Annotated in this window: 15 protein-coding genes; 8 read left to right on the forward strand and 7 right to left on the reverse strand. The window is 64.1% G+C overall.

Annotation, left to right across the window (positions count from 1 at the left end; all coding sequences use genetic code 11):
- The first annotated feature begins 197 nt into the window (after positions 1–197).
- Positions 198–704, forward strand: coding sequence for an alpha/beta hydrolase (locus tag J2X62_RS25030; protein ID WP_032370682.1), 507 nt, complete (start codon positions 198–200; stop codon positions 702–704).
- 155 nt (positions 705–859) lie between these two features.
- Here J2X62_RS25030 and J2X62_RS25035 read toward each other — a convergent pair whose 3' ends face one another.
- On the reverse strand, positions 860–1,393 hold the full coding sequence (locus J2X62_RS25035) for an NTP transferase domain-containing protein (RefSeq protein WP_032383944.1): 534 nt from the start codon (positions 1,391–1,393) through the stop codon (positions 860–862).
- A gap of 177 nt (positions 1,394–1,570) precedes the next feature.
- Between J2X62_RS25035 and uraD (J2X62_RS25040) the strand changes: the two genes are divergently transcribed.
- From uraD (J2X62_RS25040) to pucL, 4 genes are read left to right on the forward strand one after another with little or no spacing between them, the layout of a single operon-like run.
- A complete protein-coding gene (uraD, locus tag J2X62_RS25040; protein WP_167326940.1) occupies positions 1,571–3,475 on the forward strand; it encodes a 2-oxo-4-hydroxy-4-carboxy-5-ureidoimidazoline decarboxylase in 1,905 nt (634 codons plus the stop codon).
- 10 nt (positions 3,476–3,485) lie between these two features.
- A complete protein-coding gene (gene uraD, locus J2X62_RS25045; RefSeq protein ID WP_027496461.1) occupies positions 3,486–3,989 on the forward strand; it encodes a 2-oxo-4-hydroxy-4-carboxy-5-ureidoimidazoline decarboxylase in 504 nt (167 codons plus the stop codon).
- Positions 3,986–4,312: a hydroxyisourate hydrolase gene (gene uraH / locus J2X62_RS25050; RefSeq protein WP_167326939.1), complete on the forward strand. Its 327-nt coding sequence runs from the start codon at positions 3,986–3,988 to the stop codon at positions 4,310–4,312. Before uraD (J2X62_RS25045) ends, uraH begins: the two co-directional genes overlap by 4 nt.
- Before the next feature lies 1 nt (position 4,313).
- Entirely contained in the window at positions 4,314–5,234 is a 921-nt protein-coding gene (gene pucL, locus J2X62_RS25055; RefSeq protein ID WP_027496459.1) for a factor-independent urate hydroxylase, read from the forward strand.
- A gap of 10 nt (positions 5,235–5,244) precedes the next feature.
- Here pucL and J2X62_RS25060 read toward each other — a convergent pair whose 3' ends face one another.
- On the reverse strand, positions 5,245–5,880 hold the full coding sequence (locus J2X62_RS25060; protein ID WP_310184177.1) for a DUF2461 domain-containing protein: 636 nt from the start codon (positions 5,878–5,880) through the stop codon (positions 5,245–5,247).
- A gap of 7 nt (positions 5,881–5,887) precedes the next feature.
- Positions 5,888–7,456, reverse strand: a complete 1,569-nt coding sequence (locus J2X62_RS25065; RefSeq protein ID WP_027496457.1) for a PucR family transcriptional regulator — start codon at positions 7,454–7,456, stop codon at positions 5,888–5,890.
- Between the two features lie 179 nt (positions 7,457–7,635).
- Here J2X62_RS25065 and J2X62_RS25070 point away from each other — a divergent pair, with 179 nt between their 5' ends.
- Together J2X62_RS25070 and J2X62_RS25075 are read left to right on the forward strand one after the other, a co-directional pair.
- On the forward strand, positions 7,636–8,448 hold the full coding sequence (locus J2X62_RS25070) for an FAD binding domain-containing protein (RefSeq protein WP_032401223.1): 813 nt from the start codon (positions 7,636–7,638) through the stop codon (positions 8,446–8,448).
- Entirely contained in the window at positions 8,445–11,159 is a 2,715-nt protein-coding gene (locus J2X62_RS25075; RefSeq protein ID WP_310184180.1) for a molybdopterin cofactor-binding domain-containing protein, read from the forward strand. Before J2X62_RS25070 ends, J2X62_RS25075 begins: the two co-directional genes overlap by 4 nt.
- Here J2X62_RS25075 and J2X62_RS25080 read toward each other — a convergent pair.
- The 3 genes from J2X62_RS25080 to J2X62_RS25090 all read right to left on the reverse strand — a co-directional run bounded on the left by J2X62_RS25080 (position 11,131) and on the right by J2X62_RS25090 (position 13,526).
- Positions 11,131–11,568, reverse strand: a complete 438-nt coding sequence (locus J2X62_RS25080; RefSeq protein WP_027496454.1) for an Lrp/AsnC family transcriptional regulator — start codon at positions 11,566–11,568, stop codon at positions 11,131–11,133. The genes J2X62_RS25075 and J2X62_RS25080 overlap by 29 nt on opposite strands.
- A 63-nt stretch (positions 11,569–11,631) precedes the next feature.
- Positions 11,632–12,342: a CPBP family intramembrane glutamic endopeptidase gene (locus J2X62_RS25085; RefSeq protein WP_027496453.1), complete on the reverse strand. Its 711-nt coding sequence runs from the start codon at positions 12,340–12,342 to the stop codon at positions 11,632–11,634.
- Positions 12,342–13,526: an NAD(P)H-binding protein gene (locus tag J2X62_RS25090; protein ID WP_027496452.1), complete on the reverse strand. Its 1,185-nt coding sequence runs from the start codon at positions 13,524–13,526 to the stop codon at positions 12,342–12,344. The genes J2X62_RS25085 and J2X62_RS25090 overlap by 1 nt, the downstream gene beginning before the upstream one ends.
- 54 nt (positions 13,527–13,580) lie before the next feature.
- On the opposite strand from J2X62_RS25090, the gene J2X62_RS25095 reads away from it, so the two are divergent.
- Positions 13,581–14,186 carry a hypothetical protein gene (locus J2X62_RS25095; protein ID WP_032370674.1) on the forward strand — a complete coding sequence of 202 codons (606 nt, stop codon included), beginning with the start codon at positions 13,581–13,583 and terminating at the stop codon, positions 14,184–14,186.
- Positions 14,187–14,189: 3 nt separating this feature from the next.
- On the opposite strand, the gene J2X62_RS25100 is transcribed toward J2X62_RS25095, so the two are convergent.
- Complete coding sequence (locus tag J2X62_RS25100; protein WP_310184183.1) at positions 14,190–15,308, reverse strand: acyl-CoA dehydrogenase family protein; 1,119 nt, start codon at positions 15,306–15,308, stop codon at positions 14,190–14,192.
- Positions 15,309–15,595 lie beyond the last annotated feature (287 nt).

The raw sequence follows: 15,595 nt of genomic DNA on the forward strand, positions 1-15,595 counted from the left end.
GGAGGCCGTCGGAATCCCCCCGGCGTGGCGGCCCGTTTGGTACCCCCGCGGTTTGGTGGGGCTACACCCTTGTGGGGGTTTTTTGGGCCCCGGGGGGAACCAAACCCCCCCACGACAGGATGGTGTGTCGACCGGTGAATTCACGGCCGAGCACCGGTCTTCTTCAGTGACAGCATTGCCGAGGAGAGGAACCCCGCATGGTCGGTCGACTTCTGTTCGTTCACGGTGCCGGCGGATTCGTCGACGACGCGGAGCTGGCGCACGGGTTGGCTGGAGCTCTGCGTCTCGAACTTCGGATGCCGGAGCTGTCCGACACCGCCATGGGTTTCGAGGACTGGGCCGAACCGGTTAGGCAGCACCTGGACCGACTCGGACCCGACGATGCGGTGATTGCGCATTCCTTCGGCGCATCGATCCTCGTCAGGGTCTTGACAGAACATCGCCGGGAATGGCCCGCGCGGGCCATTCTGTTGGCGATGCCGGACTGGACTCCGCGTGGGTGGGACATCGCCGACTACGCGTTCACCGACCGAGAGCCCGAGACCGACCTGATGCTCGTCCACTGCCGAGACGACGACGTGGTTCCCATTTCTCATCTGGCGCTGAACTCGAAGGCGCTCCCGTCGGCGACGGTGGTCGAGTTCCCGACCGGTGGTCATCAGTTCGACGGCATGATCGACGCCATTGCCGCCGAGGTCCTTTGACCGAGCGTCCCCGCGGGGACGCTTCTACTGGCTCCGGTCCTCGTAGTCGATGAGGAGGCGGGCTCGGTCGCACATGCAGACTGGGTGTCCGCTCACCGTGCACCGGACACAGCGCCTTCGTAGAGTCCAGTCCCGAGTGGACGAGAGGCGTCCGCTCACCGGTAGTCGTGGTCGATTCCCGTTGCCCATTGCGAACATTCGACGGCGATCACGTCGTCCCTCCCCCGCAAGAACTCCCGCGCCCCCGAGTCTCCCGACGCCGATGCCGCGGCCTCCTCGAGGTGTCGACGCGCCAGAACGACCGGGTGACCCGGACGGCCGTCGAACACTGCCCTGGCCAGACCCGTCCGCGGTGCGGCGTCGAGAACGGCGTGGACGACCTCCGGTCCGACGTCGGGTGTGTCGACCACGTGAACCACCACGTACTCCGCGTCCGATGCGGCCGCCAAGCCGGCGGTGAAGGATGCGCTCATTCCCTGCTCCCAGTGGGGAGCGTGTACTGCGGTGGCGCCATCGGGCACAGTGACGTCGGCCGCGCCCAGTACAACGATCACCTGGTCACAACCACCATCGGTCAGTGCCTGCACGGCCGTGCGAAGCCACAACCCGTCGTGAGCGAGCACTTTGGGCGATCCGTATCGCGTTCCGGCACCTGCGGCCAGGACCACTCCCACGACAGCGTCGGACATCGTCGCTCCTTCAGTTGTTCTGCCGAGTCTTGGATGATCGCACAACACGCGCCTCGAGCGCGGCGGAAACTTTGTGCTCGCTCGACTGGCGGCAGCGGTCGCAATGACCGATTCTTGGTGCACTTCTCCTGCAGCGTCGCAGGAATCCACCCTGTTGCGTCCGCGAGGTGCCCACCGATGTCCGTCAAGCCCATCACACGCAAGCGCGTCCATCCCGTCGACGAAGTGCTTCCTGTTCCCAAATTGGCCGCGTACGGGTTTCAACACGTGGTCGCGTTCTACGCCGGTGCCGTTCTCGTACCGATCATCATCGGCAGTGCAATCGGGCTGACCAACGAACAGCTGATCCATCTCATCAACGCCGACCTGTTCACCTGCGGTATCGCGTCGATCATTCAGTCGGTCGGGTTCTGGAAGATCGGTGTCCGGCTCCCACTTCTGCAGGGCGTCACGTTTGCCGGTGTGTCGCCGGTGATCGCGATCGCAATGGCCAACGGCGGCGGCACCGAGGGGTTGCTGTACGTCTACGGTGCCGTCATCGTCGCCGGTCTGGTCACGTTCTTCATGGCACCGTACTTCAGTAGGCTGCTGCGCTTCTTCCCACCGGTGGTGACCGGAACTGTCATCACGATCATCGGCGTCGCGTTGCTACCGGTAGCGGTCAACGATGCGGTGACCAATCCTGCGACACACGAACAGGATCCGACCAACGGTCGATGGATGGCGTACGCGATCGGCACGCTGCTGATCATCGTGCTGATCCAACGGTTCTTCAAGGGCTTCATGGCCACCATCGCCGTCTTGCTCGGTCTGGTCATCGGCAGTGCCGTCGCATTCATGTTGGGGGACATGAACTTCGACGGCACCGCGGAAGCATCGTGGGTCGGATTCACCCAGCCCTTCCTGTTCGGTGTGCCCAAATTCAGTGTCGTCGCCATCATTTCGATGATCGTCGTCATGCTCATCATCGCGGTCGAAACCACCGGCAGTGTCTATGCGACGGGTGAGATCGTCGGCAAGCGCATCAAGAAGGACGACATCGCTGCCACGCTGCGGGCCGATGGAGTCGCCACCGTCATCGGCGGCACGTTCAACTCGTTCCCGTACACGGCATTCTCGGAGAACGTCGGCCTGGTCCGACTGACCGGTGTGCGTAGTCGGTGGGTGGTCGCCAGCGCGGGCGGCATCATGATTCTGCTCGGTCTGCTGCCGAAGACGGCGGCCGTCGTCGCCTCCATCCCGCCACCGGTTCTGGGCGGTGCCGCACTGGCCCTGTTCGCGACGGTCGCCGTCGTCGGAATCCAGACTCTGTCGAAGGTGGACTTCACCGACCATCGCAACTTGATCATCGTCGCCACCAGTCTCGGACTGGCGATGCTCGTCACCATCCAACCCACCGTTTCGCAGGGCGTACCGGATTGGCTCGAGATGCTGTTCGGCAGCGGAATCGTCCTGGGCGCCGTCTCTGCCATCGTCCTCAACGTGCTGTTCTTCCACATCGGAAATCGTGGTCAGGCCGTGGCCGGCGGTCCGGGTGCAGGTATCACCCTCGACCGGGTCAACGAGATGTCGGCCGAGGAGTTCGCCGCCACGTTCGGCGGTCTGGTGCAGGGCACCCCGTGGGTCGTCGAGCGTGCGTATCAGCAGCGCCCGTTCGCCGACGCCCACGGTCTGCGTGAGGCATTCCAGGAAGCCTTGTTGGCCGGTACCACCGAGGAACAGATCGAGCTGATCAACAGCTACCCCGACCTCGGCAGCGAGGATGCGACGGGCACCCTCAACGCTGCCGATCACGTCGGATTGTCCAACCTCGAGGAGGACGAACACGAGAACATCGTTCAGCTCGCCGCCGAGTATCGGCGACACTTCGGATTCCCGTTGGTGATCTGCGCCCGAGAGACCGAACGCTACGATCGAGTTCTGGCCAACGGATGGTCGCGGGTGGAGAATGCGGCGTCGGCGGAGCGATCTTTCGCGATGATCGAAATCGCCAAGATCGCGAACTATCGGTTCGACGATCTGGTTGCGGACGCCAACCCCATCGCGGCCGCGCGGTTCGGCCGGATCAACGACTTCAGATAGCGAGCGAGATGTGCTGCACGAATGGATAGGACTCGACGGGTTCAACAAGCTCTCCGATCGACAGGCGATGCATGCACTGTTCGAGTGCTGCGCGTCCTCGATCTGGGCCCGTCGAGTCGCCCAGGGTAGACCGTTCGCCAGCCGAGACTCTTTGTTGGACAGAGCAGATCGGGTACTTGCCGAGCTGCCGGAGGCCGAGATAGATCATGCACTCGACGGCCATCCCCGGATCGGGGGCACTGCGGACAACCCGTCGTCGAAGCGTGAGCAGGCCGCAGTGACCACTGCGGGCACCGAAGTACGCGAGAAGCTGGCGGCGGGAAACCGCGCGTACGAAGACAAGTTCGGGCACGTGTATCTGGTGTGCGCGACCGGCAGGTCGGCCGAGGAGTTGCTCGCTATCCTCGAGGAGAGGCTCGACAACGATGCCGAAACCGAAAGACGGGTGCTCCGCGTGGAACTGGCCAAGATCAACCGAATTCGCCTCGGCCGCGTGCTGGGACCGACGCAGTGACCGGGCTGTCCACGCACGTGCTCGACGCCACGGCCGGCACACCGGCGGTCGGCATGCGCGTGCGGCTGTTCCATTCCGAACAGGGCGAGATATCGACGGGCACCACCGACGGAGACGGCCGCATCGGTGAGGTGATTCCCGGACCTGTCGAACCGGGCGTGTACCGGCTCTCGTTCGACACGGAATCGTATTTCGAGGCGACCTCGACCCCGAGCTTCTACCCCGAGGTGTCCGTCTCCTTCACCGTCACCGACCCCGACGCCCACTATCACGTGCCGTTGTTGTTGTCCCCCTTCGCATATTCGACCTACCGCGGGAGCTGACATGACCGACCTGACCGGAAAGATCGTTCTGGGAGCCAATCAGTACGGCAAAGCCGAGAACCGGGTGGTGCGGATCTATCGAGATTCTCCGCGGCACGAGATTCACGACATCAACGTATCGAGTGCGCTGCGTGGCGATTTCTCTGCCGCACACCTGGCCGGCGATCAGTCCGCCGTTCTGCCCACCGACACCCAGAAGCAGACCGCGTACGCGTATGCCAAGACCAAGGGTCTGCTCCACCTGGAGAGCTACGGGCTCGACCTCGCCCGTCACTACGTCGACGACGTCGAGCCCGTCGACGGTGCCCGTATCGAACTCGAGGAGTACGCCTGGGCGCGTGCGGTCGTCGACGGCGTCGAGCACGACCACACGTGGACCCGCAAGGGCGAGGAAATTCGCACCTCGGCCGTCACGGTCGAGGGTAAGGGCGAGGCGCAGCGAACCTGGGTCGTCAGCGGTTTCAAGGAGATGGTGATTCTCAAGTCGACGGGTTCGGAGTTCCACGGCTTCCTCGAGGACGATCTGACGATTCTCGAGCCCACGACCGACCGAGTGATGGCGACGTCGCTGACAGCGCAGTGGCGCTACACCACAACCGATGTCGAGTGGGATGCGGTGTACGCGGGCGTCAAGGCCGCGATGATCGAGCGATTCGCCAACCTGCAGTCACTGGCTCTTCAGCAGACCCTGTACGCCATGGGCGAGGCGGTACTGGAGAAGTATCCGTTCATTGCCGAGATCTCGATGTCGGCCCCCAACAAGCACCACTTCGTCTACGACTTGGGCAAGTTCGGCATCGAGAACAACCTGGAGGTGTTCAACGCCGACGATCGGCCCTACGGTCTGATTCAGGCAACGGTCGAACGAGAGGACGCTCCGGACGCCGGAAGTGCTTGGCGCACATACTCCGTCGTCGGGTAACACATTGTGCTCACGTGTGCAGTGCCGCGGACCATTCCACCAGCGGGCTCAGCGCGCGCCAGGCGTCGCGTACTTTCGTTGCTGCCTTGGGGCTTTCGAGCCACGCGGGTGAGCCGAAATGTTTGCCGGCAGTCAACGTCTTGTGCCGCAGCAGATCGATGCGCGGATGGTCGACCTCGTAGCCCCGCGGCTTGGTCTTGAGCGTGTCGCCGCCGATCTCGAACCCGGATTTCTTCAGAGTGGCCAGTAGCGTCTCGAGTTCGGCTCCGCGTACGTCGTCGTCGACGGTCTTGCGGAAACGCGCGATCGAGTCCGGGGAGCTGTTGTAGAAGCCGCCTGCGACGAACAATCCGGCGGGATCGATCTGGACGTAGTAGCCGAGACTGTCGCCCCGTGCGACGAACCCGCCCTGGTGACTCTTGTACGGGGTCTTGTCTTTCGAGAATCGAACGTCCCGGTACGGCCGAAACAGTTTGGCGCTCCCGAATTCGGGTTCCAGATACGACAGCAACGCGGTCATCGGTGCCTTGACGGCACTGTCGTAGACGTCCTTGTGTTCGTTCCACCAGAGTTTGCTGTTGTCGGCTTCGAGGTCTTCGTAGAAGTCCAGGGCAGTGAAGGGGATTCCGGTGAAGCCTGCAGTCATTTCCCCATTATGCAGCGCCGTGGGCCGACGCCCGAGGCATGGATTGCAGGGCGAGGTAGACATCCAGTCTGTCCGCAGTGGAGCCGAGATCTCGCCCGAGCAGTTCCTCCACGCGTTTGATGCGATATCGGACGGTGTTCAGATGGACGTGCATCGACTCTGCGGTTCGATGCCAGGACCCCCCGTTGGCCAGAAACTCCCGCAGCGTGTCGGTCAGGTCGGCGTCGGTGCGTCGGTCGTGCTCGAGCAGCGGCGCGAGGACATGCTCGACGAACGATTTTCGTACGTCGTCGGGAAGCGCCGACATCATCGATACTGCCGAGGTCGGCTTGGTGCCTGCGGTGACCGTCACCGCCGCGGATCCCTGCCTGCTGAGTTCGAGAGCGTGACGAGCCGACCTCAGTGCGCCGTCGATGGTCAGCCCGGTGGCCACGGCGCTCACGCCCACATGTATTCGGCTGGGTCCGATTCCAGAGCGCAACCGGGACAGCCGAATGCGGATGGTCTGCGCGAACAGTGTGTCGTCGGTATTGACGACAGCGACGATGTCGCCGTGCGCGCTGCATCCGACACACCCACCGCCGAACGAGGTCAGGGTGTCGCCGACGACGGATCGGAGCATCTCTCGCAGGTCGACGCGACCGCTGTGGGCAACTCTGACGACGACGAGTGGCCTGTCGGGGTCGACTCCTGCCTGGCGCAGCCTCGTCAGTGCCTCGAATCCGGTGCTGTCGTGTTCGATCAACGCCACCGCTTGGTCTGCGATCTCACGCCGTACCAGCCGTCCTTCTTCACGCCGGGCACGGTCGAGCGCGGCGATGGCTGCGAGTTGCCCGAACGCCTCGGAGACGTCGGGAGAGAACGAATCCATGTCTCCGGCCACGGCCAGGAACCATCGCGTGGTGCGCTGTACGAGCGATGGCCCGACGCCGAAGACACTGTAGGTCGATCCATCAGCGAGAACGGTTGTCGTAGGAAGCGTTTCGGACGAGAGTGCCGCGTGCGTCAAGGTGTCGACATCTGCGTCGGACAAAGCAGATGCCTCGGTGACCAACCGACGCCCGGTGGCGGTGTAGATCAGACACGCCATTCCCGTTTCTCTGGAGATGTGCAGTGCCAGTTCGTCGAGGGCTCTGCCGTCGGCGACCGCGGTGAGCAACTGGCGTTGGCGCACGAGCGAATTGTTCAGCGAGGCAATTCGGTCACCGGTGACCCGGCCGACGAGAAATTCGGTGACCTCACCGAACGACACGGTGTCGGGAACAGCGAGGAGCGGCAGACCGTGTCGCTCGCATGCGTCGACGAGATCGAGCGGAATGTGTCCGAGCAACCCCTCCCCCGCGGCCAATGCCGTCGCACCGGATTCGGCCACCGATCGAACGAACACTTCGCTGTCGTCGGGCGTGCGCCGCCATACGAGTCCGGTGATGACCAACTCGCCGCCCGCGATGTATCGGGACGGGTCGGGTAGGTCGGTGGTGAATGTCCACCGCAGGGTACGTCCGAGGGCGTCGCGATCGGAGGTGAGCAATCGGATGCCCAGGTGCGAGGCATCGAGTAGGTCTCCGACGTACATCGCTGAACCTCCCGCCTCGTGTGTTCGGCCGTGCCGGAGGCAAAGATAAGCGCGGGGTGTTTCCGCCGAGTTTCGGGCGTATCGCGTGAGCACCGAGATCGGTAACAGAAAGTCACTACAGTTCGAGAAGGCGCACCGGGCGGTGAATCCGGGCCGGCGAGAATGAGGTGAACGAAGCCATGGATCTCGGCACTGTCGATCGTGTTCTGCTTCCCCGCTCGCGTGCGGATCTGCCGCCGGGCAGCGCGGACGCCGCGGTAGTTGCGGGCGGCACGTGGCTGTTCTCGGAGAAACAGGACCACCTGACCACCCTGATCGACATCACGGCCCTGGGATGGGAGCCGTTGATCGTCGACGAGAACGGACTCGGGATCGCAGCGACGTGCACGATCGAGACTCTGGCTCGATTCGAGTCCGCCTTCCCCGCAACCACCTTGTTCCCTCGGTGTGCAGCCGCCCTGCTGGCCTCGTTCAAGATCTGGAAGACCGCCACAGTCGGCGGAAACGTAGCGCTCGCCCTGCCTGCCGGAGCCATGATTTCGTTGACTGCCGCCCTGGACGGCGTCGCAGAGGTGTGGTCGGCACACGGCCCCGAGCACGACTACCGTCTGCCTATCGACCAGCTGGTCGTCGGCCCCCAGACCACGGTGCTCCGACCCGGGGATGTGCTGCGCAGCATCGACGTTCCGCGGCACGCCCTCGAGTCGAGAACGGCGATGCGCACGCTGTCGCTCTCACCTCTCGGCCGATCGGCGGCGGTGGTGATAGGACGCGTCGACCCCGACGGCACATTCGTGTTGACCGTTACCGCGTCGACCGTTCGTCCGTTCGTGCTTCGGTTTTCGGCCGTACCGACGGCGCACGAGCTCGACGACGCCCTTGCCGACACTATCGGTCCGCAGCACTGGTACGACGATCCCCATGGTGCGCCGGATTGGCGTCGACACATCAGTTGCGCTGCGGCGCAGTCCATTCGCGAGGAGCTGTCATGATCGTCGACATCAACGGCGTACCGACCGAGGTCGCCGCGCGACCGGGTCAATGTCTGCGCACCCTGCTCCGCGAACACGACCGTTTCGAGGTCAAGAAGGGCTGCGACGCCGGTGACTGCGGCGCATGCACGGTCCTCGTCGACGGAGAACCGGTGCACTCGTGCATATTTCCCGCCTACCGCGCGGCCGACAGGTCCGTCACCACCGTGGCCGGGCTCGGCACCCCGGAGGATCTGCACCCGATGCAGCGCCGGTTCGTCGAGGCCGCCGGATTCCAATGCGGGTTCTGTACGGCCGGGATAGTCGTGACCGCGTCGACCCTGACCGCGGACGACAGGGACGAGCTGCCGGCACGATTGAAGGGAAACCTGTGTCGCTGCACCGGGTATCGCGCCATTTCCGATGCCGTGTGCGGGGTGGTCAACACCGAGAAGGTGGCAGACGGTCCGGCATGCGGGCGTTCGCTCGAAGCCCCCGCGAGCACACGGATAGTCACCGGAACCGAGCCGTACACGCTCGATCACTCCCCGCCCGGGTTGCTGCACGCCAGCGTTCTCGGCAGTCCGCATGCCCACGCGCGGATCGTCTCCATCGATACCACGGCCGCGGAGCAGGTTCCGGGCGTGCAGCTGGTGCTCACCTCGAAAGACAGCCCGGCGGTGGCATTTTCCACGGCCAGACACGACAGCCGCGTCGACGACCCCGACGACACCCGGGTACTCGACACCGTCGTCCGGTTCATCGGCCAACGTGTGGCGATCGTGGTCGCGGAGTCGATCGCCGCCGCACAGGCGGGCTGCCGCGCCCTCATCGTCGAGTACGAGGTGCTACCCGCCGTGTTCGACCCCGAGTCGGCATACGCCCCGGACGCACCGAAGATCCACGGCGACAAGGACGCAGCGGCTCGGATCGCCGACCCGTCCCGAAACCTGGTGGCCGAACTGCACGGCAGCACCGGTGACGTCGACGCTGCAGTACGTGATGCAGCAGCGGTGGTCACCGGGCGATGGACGACTCAGCGAATTCAGCACGTGCACTTGGAAACTCATGGCACCATCGGTTGGCTGGACGCCGACGGCCGGCTTCATCTGCGCACCAGCACCCAGGTTCCCTACCTGGTGCGCGACGAAATATGCGAAATCTTCGGCCTCCCCCGGGATCGTGTCCGCGTGTTCACCGCACGGGTGGGTGGCGGCTTCGGCGGCAAACAGGAACTACTGACCGAGGACGTCGTCGCCCTGGCCGTTCTGCGGACCGGTCGGCCGGTGCAGTTCGAGTTCACCCGCACGGACGAGTTCACGGTCGCACCGTGCCGACACCCGTTTCGCGTCGACGTCACCGCCGCCGCGAGCGCCGACGGCGTGTTGACCGCACTGTCGATCGACGTGCTGACCGACGCCGGGGCGTACGGCAATCACAGTGCCGGAGTGATGTTTCACGGGTGCGGCGAATCGGTTGCGATCTACCGGTGCGCCAACAAGAAGGTCGACGCGAAGACCGTGTACACCAACAACATTCCATCGGGTGCCTTCCGCGGCTACGGACTGGGGCAGGTCATGTTCGCGATCGAATCGGCCATCGACGATCTGGCCCGAGAGCTCGATATCGACCCGTTCGAGTTCCGCCGCCGCAACGTCATCGTTCCCGGCGACGAGATCGTCGCCGCGCACCTCGAAGGCGACGACCTGCAATTCGGCAGCTACGGTCTCGATCAGTGCATCGACCTCGCCGAGAAGGCCATCAGGCAAGGCAACGGCGAGCCTGCGCCGTCCGGCTGGAAGATCGGTGAGGGAATGGCGGTGGCCATGATCGCGACCATTCCGCCCCGTGGCCACCGCGCCGAGGCCACCGCGTCGCTGCTGCCCGAAGGTGGCTACGAGATACGCGTCGGAACAGCGGAGTTCGGAAACGGGACCACCACCGTCCACACCCAGATCGCGGCCAGCGAGCTGTGTACGTCGGTCGACCGTATCCGCGTCGTGCAGTCCGATACAGAGTCGGTCACGTACGACACCGGTGCGTTCGGCTCGGCGGGAACTGTGGTGGCAGGCAAGGCGCTCTACGCGGCGGTGCGTGGGTTGTCGGCCCGCATCGTCGAGGTCGCTGCCACCGCGACCGGGCACCGCCCTTCGGACTGCACGTTGGGGCCCGAGGGGGTGCGATGCGGAGATCGCTTCGTCCCGTTGGACGACGTACTGGCATCGGCGGGCGGCACGTTGACGGCGAACGGCAACAGCGGCGGACTCCCGCGATCACTGGCGTTCAACGTGCAGGCATTTCGGGTGGCGGTCGACGAAGCGACCGGTACGGTCGCGATCCTCCAGTCGGTGCAGAGCGCCGACGCAGGCACCGTGATGAACCCGCAGCAGTGCCGGGGTCAGGTCGAAGGCGGCGTCGCGCAGGCCATCGGCAGCGCACTGTACGAGGAGATGCGCACCGACGGTGCGGGGCGAATCACCACCGACTCCATTCGTAGCTACCACGTTCCCCAGTTCGCCGACATTCCACGAACCCAGGTGCTGTTCGCGGACACCTACGACCGATTGGGCCCGTTCGGCGCGAAGTCGATGAGCGAGTCACCGTACAACCCCGTCGCCCCCGCACTGGCCAACGCGATCCGTGACGCGGTGGGAGTGCGCTTGCACCACTTGCCCATGTCCTCGGACCGCGTCTGGCGAGCGGTCAACGATCGTAGAACGTCTGCAGAATGATCGTGCTGCGCGTCTGCACGTGCGCCGTGGCGCGAATTTCCTGAAGTAGATGTTCGAGGGCGCGCGGCGACTCGACGCGCACCATCAGGACGTAGCTCTCTTCGCCGGCAACCGAGTGACACGACTCGATGGCGGTCAGATGCTTCAATCGCGCGGGGGCGTCGTCCGGGCGAGCTGGATCGATCGGAGTGATCGCGACGAACGCCGACAACGGACGCCCCAGAGCTTCGGGATCGACCTGCGCCGTGTAACCGCGAATGACTCGTCGCGACTCCAGGCGTCGAACTCGCGACTGAACAGCCGACACGGACAGAGACGCCTTCTCTGCCAACGTCGCCAACGTCGCGCGGCCGTCAGAGATCAATTCGTCGACGATCAGGCGGTCGACGCGATCGAGGTTTTCACTCACGTGCGCAATCTAGCTCAGATCCCCGCCGATGCCCCTCTGCCCGCACGAGACATGACCCTCTGCTCACACGAACAGCGGGGGCAGGGCCAGAACCATGACCGCCGACCAGCTGACATGCGTCAGGATCGGTGCCAGAATTCCGCCCGACGCGCGACGTTGCAGCCCCATCACGTAACCGAGCAGCACGGCGGCGAAGCCGAGCATCGGGTTGCCGGACGCGAGGGTGGCGATGGTGTAGACGACCGTCGAGATGATCACCGGATGTTTGACTCCGATGGCGGAGTACAGGGCTCCTCGGAAGAAGATCTCCTCGGCGACACCGTTGAGCAACGCGATGAACACGATCAGTACCAGCGACCCCACTCGGGCGTGTGCGAGCACGTTCTCGGTGAAGTCGGCGAGCGGCGGAATCTGGCGGACGACGAGGCCGCCGAGCATGAACACGCCACCGACGGCGAGACCGATGAGGATGGGGGTCACGATCGGCCGCCGGATGGACCCGCCCACCTTGATCCGTCCGAGGTGCAGCGGCCCCGACAGACATCCACCGACGATCCACACTGCGGCCAACACGAGCGTCAGTGCGTAGAACGACGGGTCACCCGGTTCCACCTTCAGCGAGAAATACAGCACCGTCGCCCCGATCACCAGTGTGATCAGCACGATGATGCGCCGTTTCCTGAACGCCGCGTCGGACTCTCGGTGGTCTCGCTCGACAGGATCGACCAGAGCGGACTTCATCACGTTCAGCGCGGTCGTCGACCACGTTGCCATCATGCCTCCTCGGTATCGGTCAGTCGGCGCACGACCGACTTCGCGCGTCGGTTCACACTCGCAGCCACATCGAGGTTGGTACGCACTGCTGCTGCCACCGGCTTCGATGCCAGCAGTCGACGGCCGCCCAGAGCCTCGACCAGACCCCAGGTGCGGTCCGAGGACGCGGCCACGCCGTGCCGCCGGACGCCGAGCGCATCTCCGCCGCTCCATGCTGCGTCGGTGTTCGCCAGTCGCAGCGGGTCCTTCAGTGCACAGACCCCGGGCGGCTCGCCCACGGTTCCTCGCACGCTACGGGCCATGGCGTCTGCGATGGTGGTCAGACCACGGGGCGGATCGGGGACGAGATCCCGAATCCGGCTCTCCGACGTGGTCATCGTGTTGTGCAGTGAACCGACCAGATCCTCGGCGAGCCCGGCGGGCACAGGAATGATCTTTCCGATCACCTTGCCGGCGAGTGACGTCGGAACGAGCGGTACCGGTATCCCGATACGCTGCAGCCCGGCGGCTTCGACGTAGGCGAACACCAGGTCGCGGTACGGGACCACGTCCGGGCCGCCGATGTCGTAGGAACCTGCTGGGACGGTGTCGGTATCGGCCGACGCCACCAGGTAGTGCAGTACGTCGTCGACTGCTATCGGTTGAACGGGCTCGGCGAGCCAGCTCGGCAACGGCAGCACCGGCAGGCGGTCCGCCAGATAGCGGAGCATCTCGTACGACGTGGAGCCGGCACCCATGACGATCGCCGCTCGCAACCACACCAGATCGATACCGTCCACCGTCAGCGCCTCACCGACGTCGGCGCGACTGGCCAGGTGCTCCGACAGGTGGGCGTCGTCGGGGACGAAGCCGCCCAGGTACACGATTCGACGCACTCCCGCTCGTGCGGCGGCCGCGGCGAACTGCTCGGCGGACGTCCGGTCCTGGGCACGGTAGTCGGCTTCGCCGATCGCGTGGACGAGGTAGTAGGCGACATCGATGTCGCCCGACTCTGCGAAGGCCGCGGCACAGGATTGTTCGTCAGTGACGTCGAGCGACACCGCGGTCACGGAATCGTAGAAGTCGAAAGTGCGCAGGTTCTTCGGAGTCCGAGACCCGACGACGACGTCCGTGTCGTCTGCCAACAGGGCCGCCACCAGCCGAGACCCGATGTACCCGCTGGCACCGGTGACGAGGACTCTCATGCGTCGAGGCTAACGGCAGTCGGGGCGTTGCGTCGGTATGGCATTGTCGCTCCTATGGCTCTCGTGTTGGCAGGTGTGGTCCTCCCCGACCCTCTCGGTACCGAAACGGTGCTTCGGCGAGGAGCCGCAGTGGCGCGGGCCGGTGTGAGCTGGATGTTCACCACGGCCGATTTCGCGCTTACCCTGCCCGGCAGAATCGAAGCACTGCTGAGCCGTATAGAGACATTGATGACACGAATCGACCATGTGATCGATTCGGCCGATGCCGTGGTTGCTCATGTACAACGGACGACCGGTGCCGCGGACACCGTGGTCGCGTCGGCATCGGCCGCCTCGCATACGGCGTTGGAGCTGATCGAGATGTTCGATCCCATCGCCAAGAAGTCCGAGCCGATGGCGCGACGCTTCGTCGACAACCTGTCCGACGCCGAGGTCGACGCAGCGATCGCCATGGTCGATCAGCTTCCCGGACTCCTCGACCACATGGAAGCTCTACTCCCCATCCTCGCGACCCTCGATACGGTCTCCCCCGAGATCCACGAACTTCTCGGAGTGACGAAGGACGTCAGGCGCGCCGTCATCGGCATCCCCGGATTCAAGTTCTTCCGCAACCGGGGCGAAGACAAGTTGAACGACGAGCTGGAAGACGAACAGCGGTAGTCGCTATTTGACGAACGCGAAATCTTCACCTGCGTGGAAACGGGCCAGGGTCTCCGAAATGGACCGCCGTGATGGCGGATGAAATGCGAACGCGTGCAATGCTGCTGCGACGTAGGCGATTTCGGGTGACTTGATGAAGCCGATCCCGCCCAGCGATTCGATGGCAGCCGAACTGCTGCGCACCAGTGCGTCACGAATCGCGATGCGGTTGAACAGCAACTTCACCGAGATGTCCTGTCCGCGTTCACCTTCGTCGAAGGCACGGGCCACGTTCTCGATTGCCGCCATGGACACCTCGAGTTCGGCCGCCGCTCGAACGTAGCCTTCGTAGTCACCCTTGTCCTGCTCGATCATCCGCTCGAGCAGAGAGGTCGCTGCGCCGATGTAGTTGGCGGAGATCAGCATCCCGAACCAGAGGTAGCCGGTCATCTCGTGCACGCCATCGGGATCGTCGTCCTTGTTGGGTAGGACGAGGCTTGCCGGTACTTCGACGTCTTCGAGCAACACTTCCTCGCTCTGCGCGCCGGCCAGAATGTCGGTGGTCCAGAACGGCTTCACACTCATACCCGGAAGGCCGGCCGGAATCAGCGCGACGGCACGGTCACCGGAGTCGATCTCGACGCTGCAGGTCAGCAAGTCCATCGAACGTGCCAGACTGCACGGCTTCTTGCTTCCGTTGACGATGTAGTTGTCGCCCTTCTTCACGGCGGTCATCGTCGGAATGAACACACACCCGCCGGTGACGCCCTCGGAGAACCCGGAAGCGACGATCGCCTTCTGGTCGACCAAGCCCTTGATCAATGCTCGGTCGTCGTCGGTGGCACCACGAGCGAATTCGGTCAGGGACGCGAGTGAGAGATGGTGCATCGTGGTTCCCGCGCCCAGAGAGGGTGAGCGAGACCCGATGGCCCTCTGCGCCCGAACCGCGTCGATGGCCGGAGCACCGAGACCACCCAGTTCGCCCGGGACCACCAAGCCGGTACCGCCGAATTCCCGAAACTTGTCGATCGCGTCCGAATCGCGGGACTCCAGTCGGTCCAGTGGGGTCGTGTCCAGATAGTGCAGCAAACCCGGCATGTACTTCTCGAGCGTTTCTCTTTCGCGCACCATTAATCCAGTCACTGTTCATCTCCTTGTGTCACTAATCGATTGTGTGTCACTGATTGATTGCGGCGTCGTCCATTTTGTACCATCAGTCGACCTGGACAAATCAGTCGACAATCAACATGGACAGCGGTAAAGCAGGTGAATTCGCGCTGGACCCCGACAATACCCCGCCACCTGCAGCGATAAACTAAAGGTCTCGTAAAGTTTGCCCATCGAAAGAAACCGAAGTTATTTTTCGGGGCGTATTTACCAACCGATTTCCGTCGCAAGAGCATCTTTTGAAACGCTGAATATTCTTCTGC

This window comes from Rhodococcus sp. 3258 (genome assembly GCF_031456475.1).
GTDB classification, from domain to species: Bacteria; Actinomycetota; Actinomycetes; order Mycobacteriales; family Mycobacteriaceae; genus Rhodococcoides; species Rhodococcoides fascians.

Excerpts from the sequence above, each read along its gene's own strand:
- J2X62_RS25085 (WP_027496453.1), bottom strand. The coding sequence starts at position 12,342 with ATGGCAACGTGGTCGACGACCGCGCTGAACGTGATGAAGTCCGCTCTG.
- J2X62_RS25075 (WP_310184180.1), top strand. The coding sequence starts at position 8,445 with ATGATCGTCGACATCAACGGCGTACCGACCGAGGTCGCCGCGCGACCG.
- J2X62_RS25030 (WP_032370682.1), top strand. The coding sequence starts at position 198 with ATGGTCGGTCGACTTCTGTTCGTTCACGGTGCCGGCGGATTCGTCGAC.
- J2X62_RS25060 (WP_310184177.1), bottom strand. The coding sequence starts at position 5,880 with ATGACTGCAGGCTTCACCGGAATCCCCTTCACTGCCCTGGACTTCTAC.
- J2X62_RS25070 (WP_032401223.1), top strand. The coding sequence starts at position 7,636 with ATGGATCTCGGCACTGTCGATCGTGTTCTGCTTCCCCGCTCGCGTGCG.
- J2X62_RS25065 (WP_027496457.1), bottom strand. The coding sequence starts at position 7,456 with ATGTACGTCGGAGACCTACTCGATGCCTCGCACCTGGGCATCCGATTG.
- pucL (WP_027496459.1), top strand. The coding sequence starts at position 4,314 with ATGACCGACCTGACCGGAAAGATCGTTCTGGGAGCCAATCAGTACGGC.
- uraD (WP_167326940.1), top strand. The coding sequence starts at position 1,571 with ATGTCCGTCAAGCCCATCACACGCAAGCGCGTCCATCCCGTCGACGAA.
- J2X62_RS25035 (WP_032383944.1), bottom strand. The coding sequence starts at position 1,393 with ATGTCCGACGCTGTCGTGGGAGTGGTCCTGGCCGCAGGTGCCGGAACG.
- J2X62_RS25090 (WP_027496452.1), bottom strand. The coding sequence starts at position 13,526 with ATGAGAGTCCTCGTCACCGGTGCCAGCGGGTACATCGGGTCTCGGCTG.
- J2X62_RS25095 (WP_032370674.1), top strand. The coding sequence starts at position 13,581 with ATGGCTCTCGTGTTGGCAGGTGTGGTCCTCCCCGACCCTCTCGGTACC.